This is a genomic window from Streptococcus sp. ST14, from assembly GCF_046098195.1.
Lineage (GTDB): Bacteria > Bacillota > Bacilli > Lactobacillales > Streptococcaceae > Streptococcus.
In genome coordinates this window covers 73,872-96,031 of record NZ_JBJUSF010000006.1, presented here as the reverse complement: position 1 = coordinate 96,031, position 22,160 = coordinate 73,872, and the positions used below count along the sequence as shown (strand labels likewise).

Here is a 22,160-nt window from a genome sequence, read left to right as displayed (position 1 = left end):
ACATGTAGCGGACTAATACTAATAGCTCGAGGACTTATCCAAAGTAACTGAGAATACGAAGTGTGAGGTTTTCTTGGTATTTGATAGATATTCAATTTTGAGTAGGTATTACTCAGAGTTAAGTGACGATAGCCTAGGAGATACACCTGTACCCATGCCGAACACAGCAGTTAAGCCCTAGAACGCCGGAAGTAGTTGGGGGTTGCCCCCTGTGAGATATGGAAGTCGCTTAGCTCGAGGGAGTTTAGCTTAGTTGTAATTGAGAGGAAATCGAAATTACAATCGGCGGATGAGAGAAACGAAGTTTCTTACCGTTGGCTGAGCTAGACTCCGCCCTTTGGGAGTTTAGCTCAGCTGGGAGAGCATCTGCCTTACAAGCAGAGGGTCAGCGGTTCGATCCCGTTAACTCCCATAGGTCCCGTAGTGTAGCGGTTATCACGTCGCCCTGTCACGGCGAAGATCGCGGGTTCGATTCCCGTCGGGACCGTTTAAGATAACGGAAGTTATTTTAGACTCGTTAGCTCAGTTGGTAGAGCAATTGACTTTTAATCAATGGGTCACTGGTTCGAGCCCAGTACGGGTCATATTTGCGGGTTTGGCGGAATTGGCAGACGCACCAGATTTAGGATCTGGCGCTTAACGGCGTGGGGGTTCAAGTCCCTTAACCCGCATAATAGAAATCAGCCGGCTTAGCTCAGTTGGTAGAGCATCTGATTTGTAATCAGAGGGTCGCGTGTTCAAGTCATGTAGCCGGCATTTTTTTATATAGAATAAGAGGTCGATGCGAACGTAGTTCAGTGGTAGAACACCACCTTGCCAAGGTGGGGGTCGCGGGTTCGAATCCCGTCGTTCGCTTAGAGAGGCCGGGGTGGCGGAACTGGCAGACGCACAGGACTTAAAATCCTGCGATTGGTAACGATCGTACCGGTTCGATTCCGGTCCTCGGCATATAATGATGAGCACCCTTAGCTCAACTGGATAGAGTACCTGACTACGAATCAGGCGGTTAGAGGTTCGACTCCTCTAGGGTGCATTTTTTTATTTAACGCGGGAAGTAGCTCAGCTTGGTAGAGTACTTGGTTTGGGACCAAGGTGTCGCAGGTTCGAATCCTGTCTTCCCGATTTATGGCGGTGTAGCTCAGCTGGCTAGAGCGTCCGGTTCATACCCGGGAGGTCGGGGGTTCGATCCCCTTCGCCGCTATATTGATCTTGTTGGACCTTTAGCTCAGCTGGTTAGAGCTCTCGGCTCATAACCGAGTGGTCGTAGGTTCAAGTCCTACAAGGTCCATTGTAAATAATGGAGGATTACCCAAGTCCGGCTGAAGGGAACGGTCTTGAAAACCGTCAGGCGTGTAAAAGCGTGCGTGGGTTCGAATCCCACATCCTCCTTTTTATATTAACGCGGGATGGAGCAGCTCGGTAGCTCGTCGGGCTCATAACCCGAAGGTCGTAGGTTCAAATCCTGCTCCCGCAATTTGGCTCGGTAGCTCAGTTGGTAGAGCAATGGATTGAAGCTCCATGTGTCGGCGGTTCGATTCCGTCTCGCGCCATATTTTGTTTTATTAAGCGGGTGTAGTTTAGTGGTAAAACTACAGCCTTCCAAGCTGTTGTCGCGAGTTCGATTCTCGTCACCCGCTTTGAACGAAGTTCAATTACCAAGTTTTTGAAACTTGGGCGCGTAGCTCAGGTGGTTAGAGCGCACGCCTGATAAGCGTGAGGTCGGTGGTTCGAGTCCACTCGTGCCCATTAATAGGAGAATTACTCAAGAGGCTGAAGAGGACGGTTTGCTAAATCGTTAGGTCGGGTAACCGGCGCGGGGGTTCGAATCCCCCATTCTCCGTGAGTTAAGAGGGCTGTTAGGCTCTTTTTTTGTAAGCAAATCCCCCTTCTAAATCGTTAAAAGGGGGATTTGTTTATTACCAATTTGTTAGTGATATTTCTCCGCTATTTAGCCAGATAGTTTGTTTATCTTCAAGTTCAACTTGAAGTTGACCAGATTCTGAGATTTCTTTTGCAAGACCTTTTTTCAATTTTTCATCTAGCTGGAAGGTAACTTCTTTTCCAAGAACGATTGATCTTTCTTTATAGATATAAAGTAGCTCATCTGAATCCGTATTGTAGAAACAATTCCATATTTCGCTGATGAGATCATTACGACTAATTGGTGCAGGTGCTGTAAATAGGCTACCTGCTTTTTCTTTGAGGTTATCTGGGAAGTCTGCTATAGAAAAATTTATACCAAGTCCGATAATGACGTCTGTAACCAAGTCTGTCTCAACTGATGTCATCGCTTCAGTGAGGATACCTGCTATTTTTTTATTTTTAAAGTAGATGTCATTTACCCATTTGATATCTACTTCTATCATAGTTAGATTTTTAATGGCTTTGTAGACTGCAGCAGCTACAAGGAGAGTATAGGATGGGAGTTTTTCATAGGGAAGATTGGGTTGAATATGCAGGGACATATAGATCCCACCCTGAGATGGAGAATAGTAGGGGCGCTGAAAGCGGCCACGACCTGCTGTTTGACAGGTTGAAAGATAGAGTGTATTTCCTTTGTTTCCAGCTTCAATCCCTTCTTTTGCATCTGTTTGAGTGGATTTTGTTTCTGGTTTGTAGAGAATGTTTAAGTTGGTTTTCTCCTGGATTATATCAGGCAATATCAAATCGCCTTGGATCAGCTTGTAACCTCTATTTTTAATACTGTCTATCATGAGTCCTTCTTGTTGGAGACGTTGGATTGCTTTCCATATGGATGTGCGGCTTAGATTCAGTTCTTGGCCAATTTTTTCTCCGCTGACATAGTCGTTTTCTCTGGCTAGTATTTGGTAGACTTGTTGGTGTGATTTCATTAATTTTCCTTTCTAACTAGGGAGAGGTGAGGGAGTTCTTTTCGAGTCTGGCTGGGTGTTTTATGAAAAAATTGCTTGTAAGCTTTCGAGAAATGGAGTGGGTCTGAAAATCCGACAGAGTACGCAATGACTTTAATTGATTCTTCAGTATGTTCCAGAAGTTGTTGCGCACGCTTCATTCGAACGAAAAGTAAATATTCTTTTGGAGAGAGTTGGTGAAATTCTTTAAACACACTAGTTAAGTAACTTCTATGAACCGATAGCTCTTTTGCTAAATCTTGAATGGTGAGCGATTGTGGATAGTGACTATCAATTAATCGTTTGCAGTCAAGATAGAGCTGGTGGGTTGATGAAATATTCTCTTTTTTCTGATTGGGAGCAATCGTTCCTAGATGAAACATTAGTTCATGGAGTTGTCCCATAATGTGGAGTTGAGCCAATTCATTTGATTTTGTTATTTGAGCGAAGCGGACAATATCTGAGATGAGTTTTGCAGTTGTTTGTGTATGACAGTTATTTGACTGGATGAGGTAGGATTGATCAGAAATTTGAGATAGAGCAAAGTAGTCAGGTGCCCTCCCTCCAGTGATCCCCAACCAGTAGTAAGCCCAAGGATCCTGGCTATCTGCTTGATAGAATGTTAATTCATCTGGTTTTAGTAAAAAGAAATCTCCTGCCTTTAAATCAACAATTTTCCCCTTATAATGGAATTGACCTTTTCCTTTAGTAATGTAATGGAGTACATAGGTATCTCGAATAGCTGGGCCAAAAGAGTAGTTAGGCGTGCATTCTTCATAACCGTAGAAGCTAAGAGAAAGATCAATTGTTCCAGTCTGGTATTCTGAAAAAACGAGCATGGGCCACCTCCTACCTAACATTTTACCATACTTTAGAGACATTTTTCTATTTTAGAAAGCGCTTTTATTTGCTAAAATTTTATCAGGAAATCGATGAGGTACAAGTTATGGGAATTCGGATAGAGAATAATCTATTTTACATTGAGAGTAAAGGTTTAAGTTTGATTATTGAAAATAGGGATGGGTTCTTATTATTAAAACATTTAGGAAAGACTATTAAGAACTATAGAGGCTCTAATAGTGTTTATGAATGCGATCATGCTTTTTCAGGTAATCCAACAGCTACTAATCGAACCTTTAGTTTGGATACGCAACGTCAAATTTTTGGGCAACATGGTTTGGGTGACTTTAGAAAACCAACTTTACAGGTTCAACATGATGCAACTGAAGTAACAGACTTTCGATTTGTAGAAGCAAAGATTTTAAAAGGTCAGAATGGTCCACAGGGCTTACCTTCTCCTCACAGCATGGATGGTACAGAGACTCTTGTCTTGATTTTAAAAGATCCTCAAGCTAAACTTAATCTGACTTTGTATTATACAGCTTTTGATAATGATGCGACAATTGCTAGTTACAGTAAATTGGAGAATAATAGCAATCAGGAAGTTGTCATTCATAAGGACTTTTCTTTCATGGCTGATTTTCCTGCTGCAGCTTACGAAATAGTGACTTTACAGGGAGCTTATGCTCGTGAAAAGACTGTCCGACGTCAACAGGTAGAACAAGGAATCTTTTCGATTAGTTCGAACCGTGGAGCTTCTGGGCATGCTCAAACACCAGCTCTTCTATTATGTGATCAAGGAGTTACAGAGGATGCTGGGAATGTGTTTGCTCTACAACTACTGTATAGTGGAAACTTCGAAGCTTTTGTCCAAAAGAATCAACTGAATGAAGTTCGGGTTGCTATTGGCATTAATCCAGAAAATTTTTCTTGGAAGTTAGATCCTGAGGAAAATTTTGAAACACCGGTAGCTTTAGTGACTTATTCAGATAAGGGATTAACTGGTATTAGTCATGAAAGTCAGAATTTTGTACTTAAGTACATTATGCCAAGTAAATTTTCTAAAAAAGAGCGTCCAATTCTAATTAATAACTGGGAAGCTACCTACTTTGACTTTCAGAGAGAAAAATTGTTAGAACTAGCTGATGAAGCTAAGAAAGTTGGTATTGAACTTTTTGTATTAGATGATGGGTGGTTTGGTAATCGCTTTGATGATAATCGTGCTTTAGGTGATTGGGTTGTGAATGAGGAAAAATTGGGTGGAAGTCTAGAAAGTCTGATTTCAGCGATCCATGAAAGAGGTTTGCAGTTTGGGCTTTGGTTAGAACTGGAGATGATTTCTGTTGATAGCGACTTGTATCGTAAACATCCTGACTGGGCCATTCAGGTTCCAGGTTATGAGCATACCTATTCTAGAAATCAATTAGTACTTAATCTTGCCAATCCCCAGGTAGTAGGATATTTGAAAAATGTCTTAGATGAACTCCTCTCTCATCATAAAATTGACTACATCAAATGGGATATGAACCGTAATATTACTAATCTGGGGAATGGTTCAGTTTATCTGGAAACCCAGATGCAATCTCATCAGTACATGCTGGGGCTTTACGAACTCGTTTCTTATCTGACAGAGAAACACAGTCATATTCTCTTTGAGTCCTGCTCTGGTGGCGGTGGCAGAAATGATCTTGGTATGATGCGTTATTTCCCACAAGTCTGGGCTAGTGATAATACTGATGCCATAGCACGTTTACCTATACAGTATGGATCATCCTATCTCTATCCAACCATTTCTATGGGAGCTCATGTGTCAGCAGTACCAAATCATCAGATGGGACGAATGACACCATTGGAAACTCGTAGTCATGTAGCAATGATGGGAAATCTGGGGTATGAGCTTGATTTGACAAGTTTATCAGATGAAGAGAAGGCTGAGATTGCTAATCAGGTGAACTTGTATAAAGAATTGCGACCAGTAGTCCAGTTGGGGAATCAGTATAGGTTAATTAATCCCGATGCTGAATCCAATGAAGCAGCTGTACAATTTAACTATGAAAATCAAACGATTGTGACCTACGTCCGAGTCCTGTCAGTTGTGGAAACAATGGAAACCACCTTGAAACTGAAAGACTTAGAAGTGGAAGGGCTTTATGAGCTGGAAGGGACAAACATTGTTTACTCGGGTGCAGAGCTCATGTATGCAGGTTTAACTGTTACCTTATCACCAGGAGATTTTTTGAGTAGACAGTATAAATTCAAAAGACTATAATAAAAGCGTATAAATTTATCAAGGAGGCATTCCAATGAAATGGTATAAGAAAGCAGGTTTTCTTTTAGTAGCTGGGGCAAGTTTACTAGGCCTCGTGGCTTGTGGTCAGAACAATCAATCAACTGATGGCAAGGTAACGATTGAGTTTTTTAACCAGAAGACCGAGATGGCAGATACCTTGCAAAAGATAGTGGATGATTTTGAGAAGGAACACCCTAATATTGATGTGAAGCTGACTACAGTACCTTCAGCTGGAATTGTTCTAAAGACTCGGATTTTATCAGGAGATGTTCCAGATATTATTAATATCTATCCTCAAAATATGGATTTTCAGGAGTGGGCGAAGGCAGGTTATTTTGCGGATATGACAGGAAAACCCTATCTTGAGAACATCAAGAATGACTATGCTGAAAAGTATGCAATCAATAACAAGATTTATAGTGTGCCTTTAACGGCCAACCTTTATGGAATCTATTACAATAAAACGAAGTTTAAAGAATTAGGACTTGAGGAACCGAAGACTTTTAAAGAATTTCAAGAGATTGTTAAAAAGATAAAAGATAGTGGGAATTCTCCATTTGCGGTTGCGGGCAATGAAGGCTGGACATTAAATGGTTACCACCAACTTTCTCTCATTACTATTACAGGTAGTGGAGATGCGGCTAATAACTACCTTCGCTTTTCAAAACCAAATGCTATCTCTGCAGATGATGCTGTTTTAAAAGCCGATGCAGAACGACTCGATTTATTGGCAGATAATGCTCAGGATGGTTGGCGTGGTGCTTCTTATAATGATGCGGTGGTAGCATTTTCGAGTGGAAAAGCCTGGATGATGCCACAAGGATCATGGGCATTAGCGGCAATTAATCAACAGGATCCAAAATTTGAGGTGGGGATGTTTGCCTTTCCTGGAGAAGAAGTAGGAAAAGAAGTCACTGTTGGTGCAGGGGACATGGCATTATCAACTTCAGCTACTACCAAACATCCGAAAGAAACCGAAGAATTTATCAGCTATATGACTAGTCCAAAAGCTATGCAGTCATACTATGATGTAGATGGATCACCAGTTGCGGTGAAAGGCATACAGGAAAAAGAAGATTCAGCGCTTGCAGCTATTTCTAAACTGGCATTTACGGACAAACATTATGTTTGGTTGGGCCAACGCTGGAACTCTGAAGAAGACTTTTTTAATCTAAGTGCAGGTTACCTGATGGATAAAAATCTGAAAAATATGGCAAACAATCTCAATGCTTTCTTTAATCCAATGAAGGCAGATTTGGACTAGAATAGGAGTTAAGATGATATGGCTATTCGAAAACTTTTAAATAAATACTGGAGTTGGACATTTTTGCTCATCCCGCTTGCTTTACAAGCTATCTTCTTTTACTTTCCAATGGTATAAGGTGCTTTCTATAGTCTGACTAACTGGACTGGATTGACCTATAATTATAAATTTGTTGGTTTGAATAACTACAAATTGTTGATGATTGATGGGAAATTCTTCACAGCCATAGCCTTTACTTTGATTTTAACTCTGGCATTGATTATTGGAGAGATTACGATTGGGGTGGTTGTGGCACGAGCCTTAAATTCTGAGATGAAGGGGCAGACCTTCTTTAGAGCTTGGTTCTTTTTCCCGGCTGTTTTGTCTGGTTTGACAGTTTCCCTGATTTTTAAACAATTTTTCAACTATGGTCTTCCAACGATTGGAAAAATTTTAGGGATTGGTTTTCTACAAGAGAGTCTATTGGGGACACCAGTCGGAGCGGTAGTGGCAACTATTTTTGTTCTTCTATGGCAAGGAGTAGCTATGCCAATCATTCTCTTTCTTGCTGGTCTTCAGAGTATTCCAAACGATATTTTAGAGGCAGCATCAATTGATGGTGCAACAAGCAAACAAACCTTTTGGAAGATTGAATTACCATATTTACTGCTAACGATTTCTATGGTTTTTATCCTGGCTCTTAAGTCCGGTTTAACAGCCTTTGACCAAATTTTTGCCTTGACGAGTGGTGGTCCTAATAATGCTACAACGTCTCTTGGTCTTTTAGTCTACAACTATGCTTTCAAGAGTAATCAATATGGATATGCGAATGCAATTGCCTTGATTTTATTCTTAATTATTGGAATTGTTTCTCTGATCCAAATTAAACTATCAAAGAAATTTGAAATCTAATAGAGGAGTCCTACACATGAAAAAAGAAGAAAAATTGAATCAGTTTTGGAAATACGTCCTCTTGATAGTCGGTGGTATTCTTATACTTGTTCCTTTGTTGGTAACGGTATTTAGTTCTTTCAAGACAACTAAGGATATCATGAATCATTTCTTTAGTTTGCCCAATCCTTTTACCTTAAGTAATTATGAACGATTAATTTCGGATGGAATTGGAGGGTATTTCTGGAATTCAGCAGTTATTACGGTGTTATCATTGATTGTAGTAGCTTTCTTTATACCAGCTGCAGCTTATTCCATTGCTCGAAATATGTCCAAGAAAAAAGCCTTTGCAATTATGTATTCGCTTTTGATCTTAGGAATATTTGTTCCATTTCAGGTGATTATGATTCCCATCACAGTTATGATGAGTAAACTCGGTCTAGCAAATATGTGGGGGCTAGTAATACTCTACCTAACTTATGCTATTCCACAGACCCTCTTCTTGTATGTTGGTTATATAAAAATCAGTGTACCGGATAGTTTGGATGAAGCTGCGGAAATTGATGGGGCTGATCGTTTTACAATTTATCGTCGAATCATTTTTCCAATGTTGAAGCCCATGCATGCGACAACTTTGATTATCAATGCTCTCTGGTTCTGGAATGACTTTATGTTGCCACTGTTGATTCTGAATAAGGATTCCAAGATGTGGACTTTACCTCTCTTCCAATACAACTACCAAGGTCAGTACTTCAATGACTATGGCCCAAGTTTTGCATCTTATATTGTGGGAATTGTAACGATAACCATTGTCTACCTCATCTTCCAAAAACATATCATTTCAGGAATGAGTAACGGGGCAGTGAAGTAAGAAAGTGCTTATGGAATCTATAATTCCATACATAGAGGAACAGTTCAGCTTATTGACAATTCTATGTAGAAAAAAGAAAGTAGTACTTGGTTGCTTGCAGTCTATATTAGTACTGAACAAAAATCTAAAAATATCTTTCATTTACGAAGCCAGGTCATATAAGACTTGGCTTTCATCAGAAAAAGGAGACCATCTATGACCATTCAAAATAAAACTATGTTGATTACTTACTCAGATAGTCTTGGAAATAACCTTAAAGACTTGTATGAGAATTTGGAAGAACATTTTGGCGATGCTATTGGGGGAGTTCACCTTCTACCATTTTTCCCGTCAACAGGTGATCGTGGATTTGCACCAGTGGACTACGATGAAGTGGATCCAGCGTTTGGTGATTGGGAGGATGTTAAGCGTTTAGGTGAGAAATATTATCTTATGTTTGACTTTATGATTAACCATATTTCTCGTCAATCGAAATATTATAAGGACTATCAAGAAAAACATGAAGCTAGTGAATTCAAAGATCTCTTTCTAAACTGGGATAAGTTTTGGCCGGAAAATCGTCCGACACAGGCTGATGTGGATTTAATTTACAAGCGTAAGGATCGTGCACCAAAGCAAGAGATTCTTTTTGCAGATGGTTCAGTAGAACATTTGTGGAATACTTTTGGTGAGGAGCAGATTGATCTTGATGTGACCAAAGAAGTAACGATGGCATTTATCCGTAAGACGATTCAACATCTAGCAAGTAACGGGTGTGATTTGATTCGCCTAGATGCTTTTGCTTATGCGGTGAAGAAATTGGATACCAATGATTTCTTTGTGGAACCAGATATTTGGGACTTATTGGATAAGGTCCGGGATATAGCAGCTGAATACGGTGCAGAGCTCTTACCTGAGATTCATGAACACTATTCGATTCAGTTTAAAATAGCGGACCATGATTACTATGTTTACGATTTTGCCCTTCCAATGGTGACCCTTTATACTCTTTACAGTTCCAGAACAGAGAGTTTGGCTAAGTGGTTAAAGATGAGCCCGATGAAGCAATTTACGACTCTAGATACCCATGATGGGATTGGAGTGGTGGATGTCAAGGATATCCTGACAGATGATGAAATTGACTATGCTTCAAATGAGCTCTATAAGGTTGGAACGAATGTCAAACGTAAGTACTCTAGTGCAGAGTATAACAATCTAGATATCTACCAAATCAATTCAACCTACTATTCTGCGCTCGGAGATGATGATGTCAAGTACTTCCTCGCTCGTTTGATTCAAGCTTTTGCTCCAGGCATTCCTCAGGTTTACTATGTGGGTCTATTAGCAGGAAAAAATGACTTGAAATTGTTAGAAGAAACCAAAGAAGGTCGAAATATTAATCGTCATTACTATAGCAATGAGGAAATAGCAGAAGAAGTTCAACGTCCTGTGGTGAAGTCTCTTCTCAATCTATTTTCTTTCCGTAATCAATCAGAGGCCTTTGACCTAGAAGGGACTATTGACATTGAAACACCAACAGCTCACAGCATTGTAATCAAACGTCAAAATAAAGACAAGTCCGTAACAGCAGTAGCAGAAATTGATTTGCAAAGTCAGACCTATCAAGTAGTAGAAAACGGCAGAAAAATTCAGTTCTAGTGCTATATTAATGAAACAGTTTTTTTGTGGCGAAAACGTGTTCATTGTTCCCAAATGACGGAAAAAATGGTAGAATATAAAGATAGTTTAGCATTTATCTTCTGGAGAATTCCAGAACAGAAAGGATCCGTTTTGAAATCAATTGGATTACTGGATAAGATAAGAGGGCTTTCGAAAAAAGATTTCTTTTTGTATTTGATGATCATAAGTATCTTTTTACCTTTTTATTTGTTCTTAGCGCTCTTTGCTTTATATTTGATAGGTTTACTTGTTACTGGGGAGATGAAGGGAATTATCAAAGGATTGGCCAAACATCCTGTACTTCTCTTTTTTATTGCCTATAGTAGTATCATCTCTATCGTTGCCAAGAACTGGCTTGGATTGGTTGCATCTTTACTGATGTTTCTCTTCCTCATTTTCTTTAGTTATTACCAGAAACGTCTGACACATGCTTTCTTTCGACTGATACTGCAGACAATCTTGTTTGGTAGTGTGCTCTCTGCGGCTTTTGCTACCTTGGAGCATTTCCAGATTGTAAAGAAATTTAACTACGCCTTTCTTTCGCCCAATATGCAAGTATGGCACCAGAACCGTGCAGAGGTGACCTTCTTTAATCCTAACTACTATGGGATTATTTGTTGCTTCTGTATTATGATAGCTTTTTATCTCTTTACAACGACGAAGTTAAGATGGTTGAAAATCTTTTGTGTGCTAGCAGGTTTTGTGAATCTATTTGGTTTGAATTTTACGCAAAATAGAACGGCCTTTCCTGCCATCATTGCTGGTGCCATCATTTATCTCTTTACAACCATTAAAAACTGGCGCGCCTTCTGGCTCAGTATTGGAGTTTTCGGGATTGGCCTTTGTTTCCTCTTCTCAAGCGATTTGGGTGTCCGTATGGGAACCCTAGATTCTTCAATGGAAGAGCGTGTTTCAATCTGGAATGCGGGTATGACTTTGTTTAAGCAAAATCCTATCTGGGGTGAGGGTCCGCTGACCTATATGAATTCCTATCCGAGAATTCATGCACCTTACCACGAACACGCGCATAGTCTTTACATCGATACTATTTTAAGTTATGGTTTGATTGGAACCATTCTCCTATCCATTTCTTCGGTTATCCCGGTTCACATGATGATGGATATGAGTCAGGAATCTGGTAAACGACCAATTATCGGTCTTTATCTCTCCTTCCTTACAGTAGTCGCTGTACATGGAATTTTTGACTTGGCTCTCTTCTGGATACAGTCAGGATTCATCTTCTTGCTAATTATGTGCAGTCTACCACTGGAACATCGAACACTGGTGTCCGAAATGACAGATTAAGTTGATCAAGATTAGAGATCTTCTACTTTAGGTAGGAGGTCTTTTTTGTTGGTGGAAATTATTTCTAAGTCGAAATAGTTGACAGATGGAACGATAAGTATTACAATGGAATATAATTCGATATCGAAATAAATTGGAGGGATCATGAAGGATAGTCATTTGGTAGCTCACCATATTCGTTTGTTGAATGGGAGGATTTTTCAAAAGTTACTGAGTCAGGATCCTGAGGCTCTTTATCGGAGTGAACAGGGAAAGATTTTAGCGGTTTTATGGAATAGTGAAACTGGCTGTGCAACTGTGACAGATATTGCTCTGGCGACTGGTCTCGCCAACAATACGCTCACAACCATGATAAAGAAACTTGAGGAGCAAAAGCTGATCACGATTAGCCCATGTGGAATAGATAAGAGAAAGAAATATGTCGTTCTGACTGAACTTGGTTGGTCCCAGAAAGAAGTGGGCCATCGTATTAGTCAAAAACTGGATGCTATTTTTTATAAAGGATTCACTGAGGAAGAAATTCGCCAGTTTGAAAGTTTTCAGGAACGCATTTTGAACAATCTGAAAGAGAAAGCAAATGAGGAATAAAATATGTCAAAACAAGTTGAAAATGCACGAAATCTATATATTCATGCTATTCAAGACGGGCGAGTTGCTGAGGCTCAGGCCCAGTCTGTAGGAGATACCTACATTCAACACTCGACAGGTGTGCCAGATGGGAAAGAAGGGTTTGCAGCTTTCTTTGCAAATTTCTTTGAGCGCCATCCCGAGCGTGAGATCAAGATTGTCCGTACTATTGAGGATGGCAATCTGGTCTTTGTTCATGTTCATCAATATCTCAATGGCGGGGGAGCTCAATGGGTGACAACGGATACTTTCCGTGCGGATGAGAATGGTCGTATCGTAGAACATTGGGATGTTATTGACTACTATCGAACACCTGAAAACGGCCAATTAGATCAGATTTTTGGTGATTTTGAAATCACAGTTTTGGATAAGACAGCAGAAAATAAAAAGTTAGTTCGCCGTTTCTTGACAGAAATTTTCCAAAATGGGGAACTGGAGCAGTGGAGTGACTTTGTGGCAGAAGATTTGATTCAGCATAATCATGAGATTGGCCAAGGAAGTCAGGCATATAAAAACTATGTGGCTGAACATGGTGTCACTTTCGACTTTGTTTTCCAACTCTTAGGACAAGGAAACTACGTAGTTAGCTATGGTCAGACTCAGATTGATGGCGTTGCCTATGCTCAGTACGATATTTTCCGTTTGGAGAATGGCTTGATTGTGGAGCATTGGGATAATAAGGAAGTTATGCCTAAGGTAGAAGACTTGACTAATCGAGGAAAGTTTTAAATAGAGGACAAAGAATGATTGAATATAAAAATGTAGCGCTACGCTATACAGAAAAAGATGTTTTGAGAGATGTCAATTTACGGATTGAGAATGGGGAATTTATGGTTTTAGTTGGACCTTCTGGATCTGGTAAGACGACCATGATCAAGATCATTAATCGTCTTTTGGAACCAACTGATGGAAATATATACATGGATGGTAAGCGCATCAAGGACTATGATGAGCGTGAACTTCGTCTTTCTACTGGTTATGTTTTACAGGCCATTGCTCTTTTTCCCAATCTAACGGTTGCGGAAAATATTGCCCTCATTCCGGAGATGAAGGGGTGGAGTAAGGAAGAAATAGCGACGAAAACAGAAGAGCTTTTGGCTAAGGTTGGTTTACCAGTAGCTGACTATGGGAATCGACTTCCTAGTGAATTATCTGGTGGAGAACAGCAACGGGTTGGTATTGTTCGTGCCATGATTGGTCAGCCTAAGATTCTCCTCATGGATGAGCCTTTTTCAGCCTTGGATGCTATTTCGAGAAAACAGTTGCAGGTTTTGACGAAAGAATTGCATAAAGAATTTGGGATGACAACGATTTTTGTGACCCATGATACGGATGAAGCTTTGAAATTAGGTGACCGTATTGCTGTTTTGCAGGATGGAGAGATTCGTCAGGTGGCGAATCCTGAGACGATTTTAAAGGCCCCTGCAACGGACTTTGTAGCAGACTTGTTTGGAGGTAGTGTTCATGACTAATTTGATATCAACTTTTCAGGATCGTTTTGGTGATTGGGTAACAGCTCTATCTCAACATTTGCAGTTGTCACTTTTGACCTTATTACTAGCTATTTTTATTGCTATTCCCTTGGCTGTTTATCTTCGCTATCATGAGAAGTTGGCGGACTGGGTCTTGCAGATTGCAGGGATTTTCCAGACAATTCCGTCTCTAGCCTTGTTGGGACTCTTTATCCCCTTGATGGGAATTGGAACCTTGCCTGCTTTGACGGCTCTAGTGATTTATGCGATTTTCCCGATTTTGCAAAATACCATCACTGGGCTAAAGGGAATTGATCCAAGTCTGCAAGAAGCTGGGATTGCCTTTGGGATGACTAGATGGGAGCGTCTCAAGAAGTTTGAAATTCCACTTGCCATGCCTGTTATGATGTCTGGGATTCGGACGGCAGCGGTTTTGATTATCGGTACGGCAACCTTGGCTGCCTTGATTGGGGCAGGTGGACTGGGTTCCTTTATCCTTTTGGGAATTGACCGTAATAATACCAGTCTGATTTTGATTGGGGCCCTTTCTTCTGCAGTGCTTGCCATTGCCTTTAACTTCCTACTAAAAGTGATGGAAAAAGCAAAATTGCGGACGATTTTCTCTGGTTTTGCCTTGGTGACAATCTTGCTCGGTCTGTCTTATAGTCCAGCTCTTTTGGCTCAAAAAGAGCAAGAAAATTTAGTTATTGCTGGGAAATTGGGACCAGAACCCGAAATTTTGGCTAATATGTATAAGTTGCTGATTGAAGAAAATACCAGTATGACTGCGACTGTTAAGCCGAATTTTGGGAAAACAAGCTTCCTCTATGAAGCTCTGAAAAAAGGGGATATTGATATCTATCCTGAATTTACTGGTACGGTGACTGAAAGTTTGCTTCAGCCATCACCCAAGGTAGGTCATGAGCCAGATCAGGTTTATCAGGTGGCGCGTGATGGCATTGCCAAACAGGATCATCTGGCCTATCTAAAACCTATGTCTTATCAAAATACCTATGCTGTAGCTGTTCCGAAAAAGATTGCTCAAGAATATGGCTTGAAGACCATTTCGGACTTGAAAAAAGTGGAAGGACAGCTGAAGGCAGGTTTTACTCTCGAATTTAATGATCGTGAGGATGGCAATAAGGGCTTGCAATCAATGTATGGTCTCAATCTCAATGTAGCGACCATGGAGCCAGCCCTTCGCTACCAGGCAATTCAGTCAGGCGATATTCAAATCACGGATGCCTATTCGACGGATGCAGAGTTGGCGCGTTATGATTTGCAGGTCTTGGAGGATGACAAGCAACTCTTCCCACCTTATCAAGGGGCTCCACTCATGAAAGAAGCTCTTCTCAAGAAACATCCTGAGTTGGAGACAGTTCTCAATAAACTAGCAGGTAAAATTACTGAAAGCCAGATGAGCCAGCTCAACTACCAAGTCGGTGTTGAAGGTAAGTCAGCAGAACAAGTAGCCAAGGAGTTTCTCCAAGAACAAGGTTTGTTGAAGAAATAGATTGAAAATGTCAAACTCAACTTCTTTAAATGACCATACAGAAGAATGCTCAGACAATCTTGTCTGGGCTTTTTTGATATTAGAGTTACTAAATGTCATTTAAAATGGAAAATAATACTCAATGAAAATCAAAGAGCAAACTAGAAAGCTAGCCGCAGGTTGCTCAAAGTACAGCTTTGAGGTTGTAGATAGAACTGACGAAGTCAGTAACATATATACGGTAAGGCGACGCTGACGTAGTTTGAAATTGATTTTCGAAGAGTATAAGAGGAAATTTTCAGGATTTTCTAGATTTTTACTGTAAATACACTTGACTATTCACAAATTAGGTGTATAATGTGTTGTGAACTACTTAACAAATAAAGATTTCCAGCTCATGTCGACTAAGGATGGAAATCTTGTGTATAGACAGTTCAGTAGATATATAATAGAGCGTTGCGTCCGAAAGTCTATCCAGACACGGCTCTTTAAAAACAAAAGGAGAAGATTATGAAAACAGAACCGATTCATCGTACCAGTATGTGGAAATTTAAGTTAAGTGCTGCCACCATGACTTTGATTCCCGCTGCCGTGGGGATTAACTATGTTGCCAAAGCCTTGGCGGAGGGGTTAAAGTTGCCCGTTTGGCTGGGGTCTTTGGGAACCTTTCTTACCAGCATGTTGGCTGGGCCGGTTGCCGGTGCCATTAGTGGTTTCATCAACAACGTGATCTATGGGCTGACCTTATCGCCAATTTCAACCGTGTATGCGATTACCAGCATCGGAATTGGGATTGCTGTCGGAGTTTTGCACGCCAATGGGTGGTTCTCGTCAGCGCGACGAGTATTTGTTTCTGCTATTATTATTGCCATCGTTTCAGCTGTCATTTCAACGCCACTCAACGTCATCTTTTGGGGTGGTCAGACCGGTATCGCTTGGGGTGACTCATTGTTTGCGGTAATGGTCGCCAATCATGTACCAGTGTGGCTGGCCTCATTTACCGATGAGTTTGTCTTGGATATTTTGGATAAAGTCTGCGTGGCCTACCTGTCATTCTTCATCTATCGTCAGCTGCCGAAGCGGATGGTGCACTTCTTTAGCGATGATAAATGATGACTGATAAAACATTGATTTCTGGAGCGCCACGGGTCAAGCTCAAGTGGTACCAGGTGATCGATCCGATTACTAAGCTCTTGTTCATCTTGGACATGACGTTGTTGAGCTTTGCCAGTATGAATTTATTGCTTCAGGCCGGATTAATTCTTGTCGCAACACTGCTATTGTTATTTTCCAAATTGAGTTCTACCACCTTTAAGGCGCTGGGATTCAGCCTGTTTCTGATTTGCACCATGCTGATCATCCAAGGGTTATTTTACAGTCGGAATCAAACTGTGCTGTTTTCTGTGCTTGGGGTGTCGTTCTACAAAGAGGGCCTGATTTACGCCACCACTCTGGGTTGTCGAGTATTGGTGATTATTTTGACCAGTGGCTTTTTTATGGTGACCACGAGTATTTCAGAAAATGCGGCCTATTTGGAACTGTCCGGATTGTCTTATAAAACCGTCTACGTTCTGATGTCGGTGTGTTATATTTTGCCGGAAATGATGCGCAATATGCGGAAAATCCAGCAGGCACAAAAAGTTCGCGGAACCAATCCGCAAAAAACGTTGATTCAGAAATTAAAGTCAGTCCTGCCGGTTCTAATTCCATTGGTGATTAAGACCTTGGATCAATCGATGACGCGGTCGATTTCTCTCCAACTGAGAGGTTTTGATAATCTCAACCGGACTGTCAGAACCTCCCAGCGCGTGTATCGCCTGTCGCGGACGCTGCACATTGGTCTGACTGGATTGGCAATTTTATTGATTGGGTGGAAGATATGGACGAAGATAAACGGATTGTAATTGAAAATTTGACCACCCGTTATCCGGGTACTGAGCAACCACAACTGCGTCAGATTAACGCGGAGGTTCATACCGGCCAGGTGGTTGGGATTATCGGGAATAGCCACTCCGGCAAATCGACTTTGTGCCGTGTGCTGGCAGGGGTCATTCCCAAAATTGTGTCTGCTGAGATTGAGGGCGATTGGCACATGTTTGGCCAGCGAGTGTCTGACAATTGGCCCGTTTATAATGCCATGAATGGAGTTGTACTGCAAAATCCAGCTGGCCAACTAAGCGGGTTGGCAGACACGGTTGCCGATGAAATCGCCTTTGACTTGATTAATCAGGGAATGGCTGAAGGACTGATTCAAAAACGGGTCGAAGAAGTTGCCACGCAAATGGGGCTGATTGAACAGCTGAATTTGCGTCCCGAGAGCCTTTCCGGTGGTCAGATCCAGCGGTTGGCAATTGCCACGGCGATTGTGGCTAATCCGGCTGTTTTGATTATGGATGATCCGACCAGTGAGATGGATCCCCTTGGCCGTCGGCAATTTTTCCAATGGCTGGCCCAAGTCAAAGAGACGACTGTCTTCATTGTCACCAGTGAAATTGACGATTTGTGCGAAGTCGCCGACGTTGTGTGGGTGCTGCACGAGGGTCAAATGGTAGCCCAGGGCAGGCCGGGTGAGGTGTTTAATCATTTGGCAGCTGACTGGCAGATTCCAGCCCCGACAATCCAGCAACTTGCTCAAAAAATGGATTGGCACTTGGCTGATGGCCGGTATCCGGTGAATTACGCTGATCTGAAGGAGGTTCGTTATGTCCACAATTGAACTGAGCCACCTGACGTTCACTTATCCGGAACGGTCCTTTAGCTTGGATGTTGAAGACAAACACTTCGCCGATCCGATGGTGGCGATTGTCGGCCAAAATGGTGCCGGCAAATCAACGCTCTTCAAATTGTTGACGGGTTTGCTGACACCACAAACCGGTGTGATTAAGATCGATGGAGAAAATTTTAATGATCTTAAACCAGTCGAAAAGTTACTGAAGGTTGGGATTACTTTTCAGAATCCTGACGATCAGCTTTTCAACCCGACCGTTCAACGAGAGGTGGAGTGGAATGTCGCGCAGGTCATGGATGACCACGACACGATTACGAGGCGGGCTTTAGCGGCTCTAAAAAGAGTTGGCTTGGATGATAAAACAGCTGAAAGTCCATATGACCTGTCATTGTCGGAACGCAAGCTGTTGAGCGTTGCCACAGTTTTGGCAGTGGATCCGGCGATTTATTTATTTGATGAGCCGATGATGTCGCTTGATTGGGAAAGCCGGCGCAAGTTGACCGCAATTTTCCATCAGTTGGCTGATTCGGGCCACCAAGTTGTGACCATCACCCATGACATGGATTGGGTCGCCGCCGAGTTTGAGTCGGTGTATGTTATGGAACACGGGAAGTTTAGCTTCGCCGGCAGTCCACGGGAATTGTTCAGCAATCACGAACTTGTCCAGCGAGTGGGATTACTACCACCGCGGATTATGGACATAGCGGAGTCGCTGGGTGATTCACAGACATATTTATCGGTTAATGATTATTGCCAGAAAAATCGAGATGTATAGAAAAAGTCACCTCTGCGGGTTTTCCAGGTTGAAGGATTAACTTCAGCTTCTGGCAAGAACTCACATGGGTGACTTTTGTGTTTAATAACGTTTCATGATCATCGGGTGCTTCCTCAGATCACTCGGTTTGATTTTACTTTGTTTCATGGTCATAATCATATACCATTTCTTTTGGATTTTTTGTTTGACTAATACAAAATAGGTCTTCATAGGTCTTCGCATTTTTAGCGCCCATTAGGATCATCAGTATAATTTTCTGAATTAGGAGACTGTCCCATCACTATTCGAACTTCGTCTCCCAACTTACGCTGTTCCTATTCATCCGTGAATCCTTTAAATCGCAATTCTGGAACTTTCTTTTTAACTGAATCATCTATTTTCGCCATAGTCCCCACCATTTTATTGGTTTTTCTTGTTTTTCTATCCTTTTTTGATCTTTGATTTGTTCCTGTAAATTTTCCAACTTCTCTTTAAGAGCGTTCACTTCATCTTTATATTGATTGTCTAAGTGTTTGAATTCTGTTTCCTGTGAGGGCATTTTGAGGGCTTTTAAGTTATCATTTTCCGCCTTGTATTCTTCTAGCAACTTTTTATCTTGCAAGGCTAATCGTTGTTACTGGTCTAACAAATTAGTTAGTTTTTCTATTTGTTGGTCTTTGCTACTTATTTGTTGGTCTTTGGTATTTGATTTGCTACTACTTTCTACTTTACCTAAAATTATTTTTTCTGCTTTAGAATTTATTAGATTAGACCCATTGGAACTTTTAAGCTGTAATTCTTTTGGTAACCTTTGGTAGTGATATTGAATATTTTGTTTTGTAACACTCAACTCATCCGCCAGCTCTTTGATCGTTTTTAAGTCTTCACTCATGGTTTAAGTCCTGCCTTTTAACCGTTGGTAGATATTGTTCAATGGCTTTTTTGAGGTAGCGTGCGATATTATGCTTAGAATATTCTTCACGTCTGCTGGCAACATAAGACAAGTGGTCTTTAACACTATTTAGTCCTCTTAATTCTTTCAGTTCGTCATAGAGGGGGTAAACGTGGACTTGCAATCCTGCCATGATTTTTGTATCTTGCATTTCAAACGGACTTAGCAACATATTTTCTAGCAATAGCGTGGTGTACTTGCTTTTCATTGCTTCAATAGCTAGCTTATCTTCGGTTTCTGCTTTGCGTGCTTTATCTTCTTGATAGGCGGTATCTTCTAACTTATAGCTGTTATCGTCTGCTCGACGTTTCTTTCGTAACCAGATATCCAATGTTAAACCGTCCGCATCAATCGCTCGATAGAGATAATGCCAACGCCCCTTAATTTTGATATAGGTTTCATCCATTTTCCACGAATAGAAGGACTGTTTATTTTTCTTTTTCCAGAGATGATAGAGGATTTTACTGTATTCTTGAACCCACCGATAAATCGTAGTGTGACAAACATTTATTCCACGGTCATAAAGCAATTCCTGAACTTCACGATAGCTCAGATTGTAACGTAGGTAATAACCAACAGCGACAATGATGACGTCTTGTTGGAATTGTTTGCCTTTAAAATGATTCATCTCTCAAGCCTTACTAACCTTTTTTCTGCTCTTTGAGAAGCTGAAGGTCGTGCTAGTAACTACCTATTTGGTTTGATTAATTCCATCATTTATCTGGTGCTTGCCCTTCAAAAAGGCTTTTATGGTGAGGTGCTGACGACACTTTACTTCACGGCCATGCAGCCAATTGGCCTTCTAGTGTGGATCTACCAAGCACAATTCAAGAAAGAAAAGCAGGAGTTTGTCGCGCGTAAACTGGACGGCAAGGGTTGGACCAAGTATCTTTCCATTAGTGTTCTTTGGTGGTTGGTCTTTGGGTTCATTTATCAGTCTATCGGAGCCAATCGTCCTTATCGCGATTCCATCACCGATGCGACCAATGGGGTAGGGCAAATCCTCATGACAGCTGTTTACCGTGAGCAATGGATATTCTGGGCAGCTACAAATGTTTTTTCTATCTATCTCTGGTGGGGAGAAAGCCTGCAAATCCAAGGGAAATACTTAATTTATCTCATCAATAGTCTAGTTGGTTGGTATCAGTGGAGCAAGGCAGCAAAAAGCTCTTAAAAAAGTAAAAAAGGATCATCTGATCCTTTTTTGTATTAGAGCAAAATGAATAATACCGTAATGACAATAGCACTCGTTATACGAACGATGTGGTGCGATATATGTTGACTTTCTTTCTGTTGGCCGTTCCAGTAGGCTCCATAGCAGACGATACTCGAACCCACAATCCATAGTAGAATAGTTGCAAGTGGGACGAAGTAAAAGATGGCTAGAGCCAGAGAGGTGAGGCAACTGCCGACCAAGATGCACGTGTTTCCCAGACTGTAGTTCTTTTGTTTCATGGCTGCGAAAGCAGCTGCGAGATGGAGAAGTGAAAAACCGAGAGCTAGTACAATTGTTAGTATTCCTAGAATCATCGAAGTTAACATAGTTGGTTCCTTTCTGAGTTACAGGCTTAGTTATCAAGCGGAGTTATAGAAGTCATCTCAATCACATCTAAGTAAAATCTCACTACTTGGTCTTCTGTATAAGATTTTCCTTTTTTTAGCCACCAAGTTAGAGTTTCGATAAAGTTCGTCACAACAAAATGCTGGAGGTAGGAGGCCGGTATGCTCGGATAGGCCTCTTGTAAGTCATCCGCCACCATGGGATAGACGTGGTGTTCGAGTTCCTTGTGTAGTTGGCGTAGGAAGTAGTCGTTTTTGGAAAAAAGGAGACTGGTGACATGGTCCTGGTTTTTCTGAAAATGTAAAAAGATATGTGCGAGGTAGTCCTCGATAGTAAAGTGTCCTTCCCTTTCAAAGAGATGATGAAAGAGGTAGCGGCAGAGCTCATCTAAAAGGAGTTCCTTGCTTTCATAGTGACAGTAAAAAGTAGAACGTCCTACATCTGCTAGGTCAATAATATCTTGGACAGTAGTAGCATCATAGCCCTTGTCGTTCAAAAGTTGTAAAAAAGCTTGATAGATGGCTTTTTTCGTCTTACTAATCCGACGATCTCTTTTTTGCATATAGACACTTGAGACAAACTGTTCAGAACTGAACAGGGCTGAC

20 protein-coding genes, 17 tRNA genes, 1 rRNA gene and 3 pseudogenes are annotated in these 22,160 nt (G+C 41.2%); 33 read left to right on the top strand and 8 right to left on the bottom strand.

Annotation, left to right across the window (positions count from 1 at the left end):
* Nucleotides 1-118 precede the first annotated feature (118 nt).
* The 18 genes from rrf (at nt 119) to ACIY19_RS03515 (ending at nt 1,840) form a co-directional block, all read left to right on the top strand.
* Nucleotides 119-234: ribosomal RNA gene (gene rrf / locus ACIY19_RS03600) — 5S ribosomal RNA — on the top strand.
* Nucleotides 235-339: 105 nt separating this feature from the next.
* A tRNA-Val gene (locus tag ACIY19_RS03595) sits at nt 340-412 on the top strand.
* Between the two features lie 2 nt (nt 413-414).
* Nucleotides 415-487, top strand: a tRNA-Asp gene (locus ACIY19_RS03590).
* 24 nt (nt 488-511) lie between these two features.
* Nucleotides 512-584 (top strand) — tRNA-Lys (locus tag ACIY19_RS03585).
* 5 nt (nt 585-589) lie between these two features.
* Nucleotides 590-671: transfer RNA gene (locus ACIY19_RS03580), tRNA-Leu, on the top strand.
* 12 nt (nt 672-683) lie between these two features.
* A tRNA-Thr gene (locus ACIY19_RS03575) sits at nt 684-756 on the top strand.
* Between the two features lie 27 nt (nt 757-783).
* Nucleotides 784-855 (top strand) — tRNA-Gly (locus ACIY19_RS03570).
* A 7-nt stretch (nt 856-862) separates the two neighbouring features.
* Nucleotides 863-948, top strand: a tRNA-Leu gene (locus tag ACIY19_RS03565).
* 11 nt (nt 949-959) lie between these two features.
* Nucleotides 960-1,033: transfer RNA gene (locus tag ACIY19_RS03560), tRNA-Arg, on the top strand.
* Nucleotides 1,034-1,048: 15 nt separating this feature from the next.
* Nucleotides 1,049-1,122: transfer RNA gene (locus ACIY19_RS03555), tRNA-Pro, on the top strand.
* Nucleotides 1,123-1,127: 5 nt separating this feature from the next.
* A tRNA-Met gene (locus tag ACIY19_RS03550) sits at nt 1,128-1,201 on the top strand.
* 13 nt (nt 1,202-1,214) lie between these two features.
* Nucleotides 1,215-1,288: transfer RNA gene (locus tag ACIY19_RS03545), tRNA-Ile, on the top strand.
* Nucleotides 1,289-1,299: 11 nt separating this feature from the next.
* Nucleotides 1,300-1,389, top strand: a tRNA-Ser gene (locus tag ACIY19_RS03540).
* A gap of 11 nt (nt 1,390-1,400) precedes the next feature.
* Nucleotides 1,401-1,474, top strand: a tRNA-Met gene (locus tag ACIY19_RS03535).
* A 3-nt stretch (nt 1,475-1,477) separates the two neighbouring features.
* Nucleotides 1,478-1,550: transfer RNA gene (locus tag ACIY19_RS03530), tRNA-Phe, on the top strand.
* Between the two features lie 16 nt (nt 1,551-1,566).
* Nucleotides 1,567-1,637: transfer RNA gene (locus tag ACIY19_RS03525), tRNA-Gly, on the top strand.
* Between the two features lie 35 nt (nt 1,638-1,672).
* Nucleotides 1,673-1,746, top strand: a tRNA-Ile gene (locus tag ACIY19_RS03520).
* Between the two features lie 6 nt (nt 1,747-1,752).
* Nucleotides 1,753-1,840: transfer RNA gene (locus ACIY19_RS03515), tRNA-Ser, on the top strand.
* 76 nt (nt 1,841-1,916) lie between these two features.
* Here the strand turns inward: ACIY19_RS03515 and birA are convergent.
* Together birA and ACIY19_RS03505 are read right to left on the bottom strand one after the other, a co-directional pair.
* The gene (gene birA / locus ACIY19_RS03510; protein ID WP_409002696.1) at nt 1,917-2,852 is read right to left on the bottom strand and encodes a bifunctional biotin--[acetyl-CoA-carboxylase] ligase/biotin operon repressor BirA; all 936 of its coding nucleotides are present in this window, start codon (nt 2,850-2,852) and stop codon (nt 1,917-1,919) included.
* Nucleotides 2,852-3,709: an AraC family ligand binding domain-containing protein gene (locus ACIY19_RS03505; protein ID WP_409002695.1), complete on the bottom strand. Its 858-nt coding sequence runs from the start codon at nt 3,707-3,709 to the stop codon at nt 2,852-2,854. The genes birA and ACIY19_RS03505 overlap by 1 nt, the downstream gene beginning before the upstream one ends.
* Nucleotides 3,710-3,816: 107 nt before the next feature.
* On the opposite strand from ACIY19_RS03505, the gene ACIY19_RS03500 reads away from it, so the two are divergent.
* The 14 genes from ACIY19_RS03500 (at nt 3,817) to ACIY19_RS03435 (ending at nt 19,063) form a co-directional block, all read left to right on the top strand.
* The gene (locus ACIY19_RS03500) at nt 3,817-5,979 is read left to right on the top strand and encodes an alpha-galactosidase (protein ID WP_409002700.1); all 2,163 of its coding nucleotides are present in this window, start codon (nt 3,817-3,819) and stop codon (nt 5,977-5,979) included.
* A 34-nt stretch (nt 5,980-6,013) separates the two neighbouring features.
* Nucleotides 6,014-7,264: an extracellular solute-binding protein gene (locus ACIY19_RS03495; RefSeq protein WP_409002694.1), complete on the top strand. Its 1,251-nt coding sequence runs from the start codon at nt 6,014-6,016 to the stop codon at nt 7,262-7,264.
* Nucleotides 7,265-7,396: 132 nt separating this feature from the next.
* A complete protein-coding gene (locus ACIY19_RS03490; RefSeq protein WP_409002699.1) occupies nt 7,397-8,155 on the top strand; it encodes a carbohydrate ABC transporter permease in 759 nt (252 codons plus the stop codon).
* Nucleotides 8,156-8,171: 16 nt separating this feature from the next.
* Entirely contained in the window at nt 8,172-9,005 is an 834-nt protein-coding gene (locus ACIY19_RS03485; protein WP_000711270.1) for a carbohydrate ABC transporter permease, read from the top strand.
* A gap of 195 nt (nt 9,006-9,200) precedes the next feature.
* Nucleotides 9,201-10,643 carry a sucrose phosphorylase gene (gene gtfA / locus ACIY19_RS03480; protein WP_409002693.1) on the top strand — a complete coding sequence of 481 codons (1,443 nt, stop codon included), beginning with the start codon at nt 9,201-9,203 and terminating at the stop codon, nt 10,641-10,643.
* Between the two features lie 132 nt (nt 10,644-10,775).
* On the top strand, nt 10,776-11,969 hold the full coding sequence (locus ACIY19_RS03475; protein ID WP_409002698.1) for an O-antigen ligase family protein: 1,194 nt from the start codon (nt 10,776-10,778) through the stop codon (nt 11,967-11,969).
* Between the two features lie 144 nt (nt 11,970-12,113).
* Nucleotides 12,114-12,557, top strand: coding sequence for a MarR family winged helix-turn-helix transcriptional regulator (locus tag ACIY19_RS03470; RefSeq protein WP_000655221.1), 444 nt, complete (start codon nt 12,114-12,116; stop codon nt 12,555-12,557).
* 3 nt (nt 12,558-12,560) lie between these two features.
* A complete protein-coding gene (locus ACIY19_RS03465) occupies nt 12,561-13,325 on the top strand; it encodes a nuclear transport factor 2 family protein (protein WP_000043840.1) in 765 nt (254 codons plus the stop codon).
* Nucleotides 13,326-13,339: 14 nt separating this feature from the next.
* On the top strand, nt 13,340-14,068 hold the full coding sequence (locus ACIY19_RS03460) for an ABC transporter ATP-binding protein (RefSeq protein ID WP_000575221.1): 729 nt from the start codon (nt 13,340-13,342) through the stop codon (nt 14,066-14,068).
* A complete protein-coding gene (locus tag ACIY19_RS03455; RefSeq protein ID WP_000183014.1) occupies nt 14,061-15,581 on the top strand; it encodes an ABC transporter permease/substrate-binding protein in 1,521 nt (506 codons plus the stop codon). The genes ACIY19_RS03460 and ACIY19_RS03455 overlap by 8 nt, the downstream gene beginning before the upstream one ends.
* A 489-nt stretch (nt 15,582-16,070) precedes the next feature.
* Entirely contained in the window at nt 16,071-16,673 is a 603-nt protein-coding gene (locus tag ACIY19_RS03450; protein WP_000846131.1) for a hypothetical protein, read from the top strand.
* Complete coding sequence (locus tag ACIY19_RS03445; RefSeq protein WP_000130448.1) at nt 16,673-17,464, top strand: energy-coupling factor transporter transmembrane component T; 792 nt, start codon at nt 16,673-16,675, stop codon at nt 17,462-17,464. Before ACIY19_RS03450 ends, ACIY19_RS03445 begins: the two co-directional genes overlap by 1 nt.
* Complete coding sequence (locus ACIY19_RS03440) at nt 17,440-18,276, top strand: ABC transporter ATP-binding protein (protein WP_000343048.1); 837 nt, start codon at nt 17,440-17,442, stop codon at nt 18,274-18,276. Before ACIY19_RS03445 ends, ACIY19_RS03440 begins: the two co-directional genes overlap by 25 nt.
* Entirely contained in the window at nt 18,263-19,063 is an 801-nt protein-coding gene (locus ACIY19_RS03435; RefSeq protein ID WP_000103851.1) for an energy-coupling factor ABC transporter ATP-binding protein, read from the top strand. Before ACIY19_RS03440 ends, ACIY19_RS03435 begins: the two co-directional genes overlap by 14 nt.
* Nucleotides 19,064-19,436: 373 nt before the next feature.
* Here the strand turns inward: ACIY19_RS03435 and ACIY19_RS03430 are convergent, their stop codons facing one another.
* The 4 genes and pseudogenes from ACIY19_RS03430 to ACIY19_RS03415 all read right to left on the bottom strand — a co-directional run.
* Complete coding sequence (locus ACIY19_RS03430; protein ID WP_001152922.1) at nt 19,437-19,664, bottom strand: hypothetical protein; 228 nt, start codon at nt 19,662-19,664, stop codon at nt 19,437-19,439.
* A 12-nt stretch (nt 19,665-19,676) separates the two neighbouring features.
* Nucleotides 19,677-19,934 (bottom strand): plasmid replication protein, encoded by a 258-nt coding sequence (locus ACIY19_RS03425; RefSeq protein ID WP_001287840.1) that lies wholly within the window; start codon nt 19,932-19,934, stop codon nt 19,677-19,679.
* Nucleotides 19,927-20,247 (bottom strand): annotated as a pseudogene (locus ACIY19_RS03420) (DNA replication protein); the annotation flags it as partial. The pseudogene ACIY19_RS03420 and the gene ACIY19_RS03425, both read right to left, overlap by 8 nt.
* Nucleotides 20,248-20,271: 24 nt before the next feature.
* Nucleotides 20,272-20,622, bottom strand: a pseudogene (locus tag ACIY19_RS03415) (IS6 family transposase); the annotation flags it as partial.
* 39 nt (nt 20,623-20,661) lie between these two features.
* Here ACIY19_RS03415 and pnuC point away from each other — a divergent pair.
* Nucleotides 20,662-21,168 (top strand): annotated as a pseudogene (gene pnuC, locus ACIY19_RS03410) (nicotinamide riboside transporter PnuC); the annotation flags it as partial.
* A 35-nt stretch (nt 21,169-21,203) separates the two neighbouring features.
* Here the strand turns inward: pnuC and ACIY19_RS03405 are convergent.
* Nucleotides 21,204-21,536 carry a hypothetical protein gene (locus ACIY19_RS03405; RefSeq protein WP_000958148.1) on the bottom strand — a complete coding sequence of 111 codons (333 nt, stop codon included), beginning with the start codon at nt 21,534-21,536 and terminating at the stop codon, nt 21,204-21,206.
* A gap of 26 nt (nt 21,537-21,562) precedes the next feature.
* On the bottom strand, nt 21,563-22,117 hold the full coding sequence (locus ACIY19_RS03400) for a TetR/AcrR family transcriptional regulator (protein ID WP_409002692.1): 555 nt from the start codon (nt 22,115-22,117) through the stop codon (nt 21,563-21,565).
* Between the last annotated feature and the right edge of the window lie 43 nt (nt 22,118-22,160).

Bases quoted from the DNA above. Each gene is read 5' to 3' on its own strand.
- ACIY19_RS03470 (WP_000655221.1), top strand. From the start codon at position 12,114: ATGAAGGATAGTCATTTGGTAGCTCACCATATTCGTTTGTTGAATGGG.
- ACIY19_RS03495 (WP_409002694.1), top strand. From the start codon at position 6,014: ATGAAATGGTATAAGAAAGCAGGTTTTCTTTTAGTAGCTGGGGCAAGT.
- ACIY19_RS03440 (WP_000343048.1), top strand. From the start codon at position 17,440: ATGGACGAAGATAAACGGATTGTAATTGAAAATTTGACCACCCGTTAT.
- gtfA (WP_409002693.1), top strand. From the start codon at position 9,201: ATGACCATTCAAAATAAAACTATGTTGATTACTTACTCAGATAGTCTT.
- ACIY19_RS03435 (WP_000103851.1), top strand. From the start codon at position 18,263: ATGTCCACAATTGAACTGAGCCACCTGACGTTCACTTATCCGGAACGG.
- ACIY19_RS03455 (WP_000183014.1), top strand. From the start codon at position 14,061: ATGACTAATTTGATATCAACTTTTCAGGATCGTTTTGGTGATTGGGTA.
- ACIY19_RS03465 (WP_000043840.1), top strand. From the start codon at position 12,561: ATGTCAAAACAAGTTGAAAATGCACGAAATCTATATATTCATGCTATT.
- ACIY19_RS03450 (WP_000846131.1), top strand. From the start codon at position 16,071: ATGAAAACAGAACCGATTCATCGTACCAGTATGTGGAAATTTAAGTTA.
- ACIY19_RS03445 (WP_000130448.1), top strand. From the start codon at position 16,673: ATGACTGATAAAACATTGATTTCTGGAGCGCCACGGGTCAAGCTCAAG.
- ACIY19_RS03505 (WP_409002695.1), bottom strand. From the start codon at position 3,709: ATGCTCGTTTTTTCAGAATACCAGACTGGAACAATTGATCTTTCTCTT.
- ACIY19_RS03405 (WP_000958148.1), bottom strand. From the start codon at position 21,536: ATGTTAACTTCGATGATTCTAGGAATACTAACAATTGTACTAGCTCTC.
- ACIY19_RS03500 (WP_409002700.1), top strand. From the start codon at position 3,817: ATGGGAATTCGGATAGAGAATAATCTATTTTACATTGAGAGTAAAGGT.
- ACIY19_RS03425 (WP_001287840.1), bottom strand. From the start codon at position 19,934: ATGAGTGAAGACTTAAAAACGATCAAAGAGCTGGCGGATGAGTTGAGT.
- ACIY19_RS03485 (WP_000711270.1), top strand. From the start codon at position 8,172: ATGAAAAAAGAAGAAAAATTGAATCAGTTTTGGAAATACGTCCTCTTG.
- ACIY19_RS03460 (WP_000575221.1), top strand. From the start codon at position 13,340: ATGATTGAATATAAAAATGTAGCGCTACGCTATACAGAAAAAGATGTT.
- ACIY19_RS03400 (WP_409002692.1), bottom strand. From the start codon at position 22,117: ATGCAAAAAAGAGATCGTCGGATTAGTAAGACGAAAAAAGCCATCTAT.
- birA (WP_409002696.1), bottom strand. From the start codon at position 2,852: ATGAAATCACACCAACAAGTCTACCAAATACTAGCCAGAGAAAACGAC.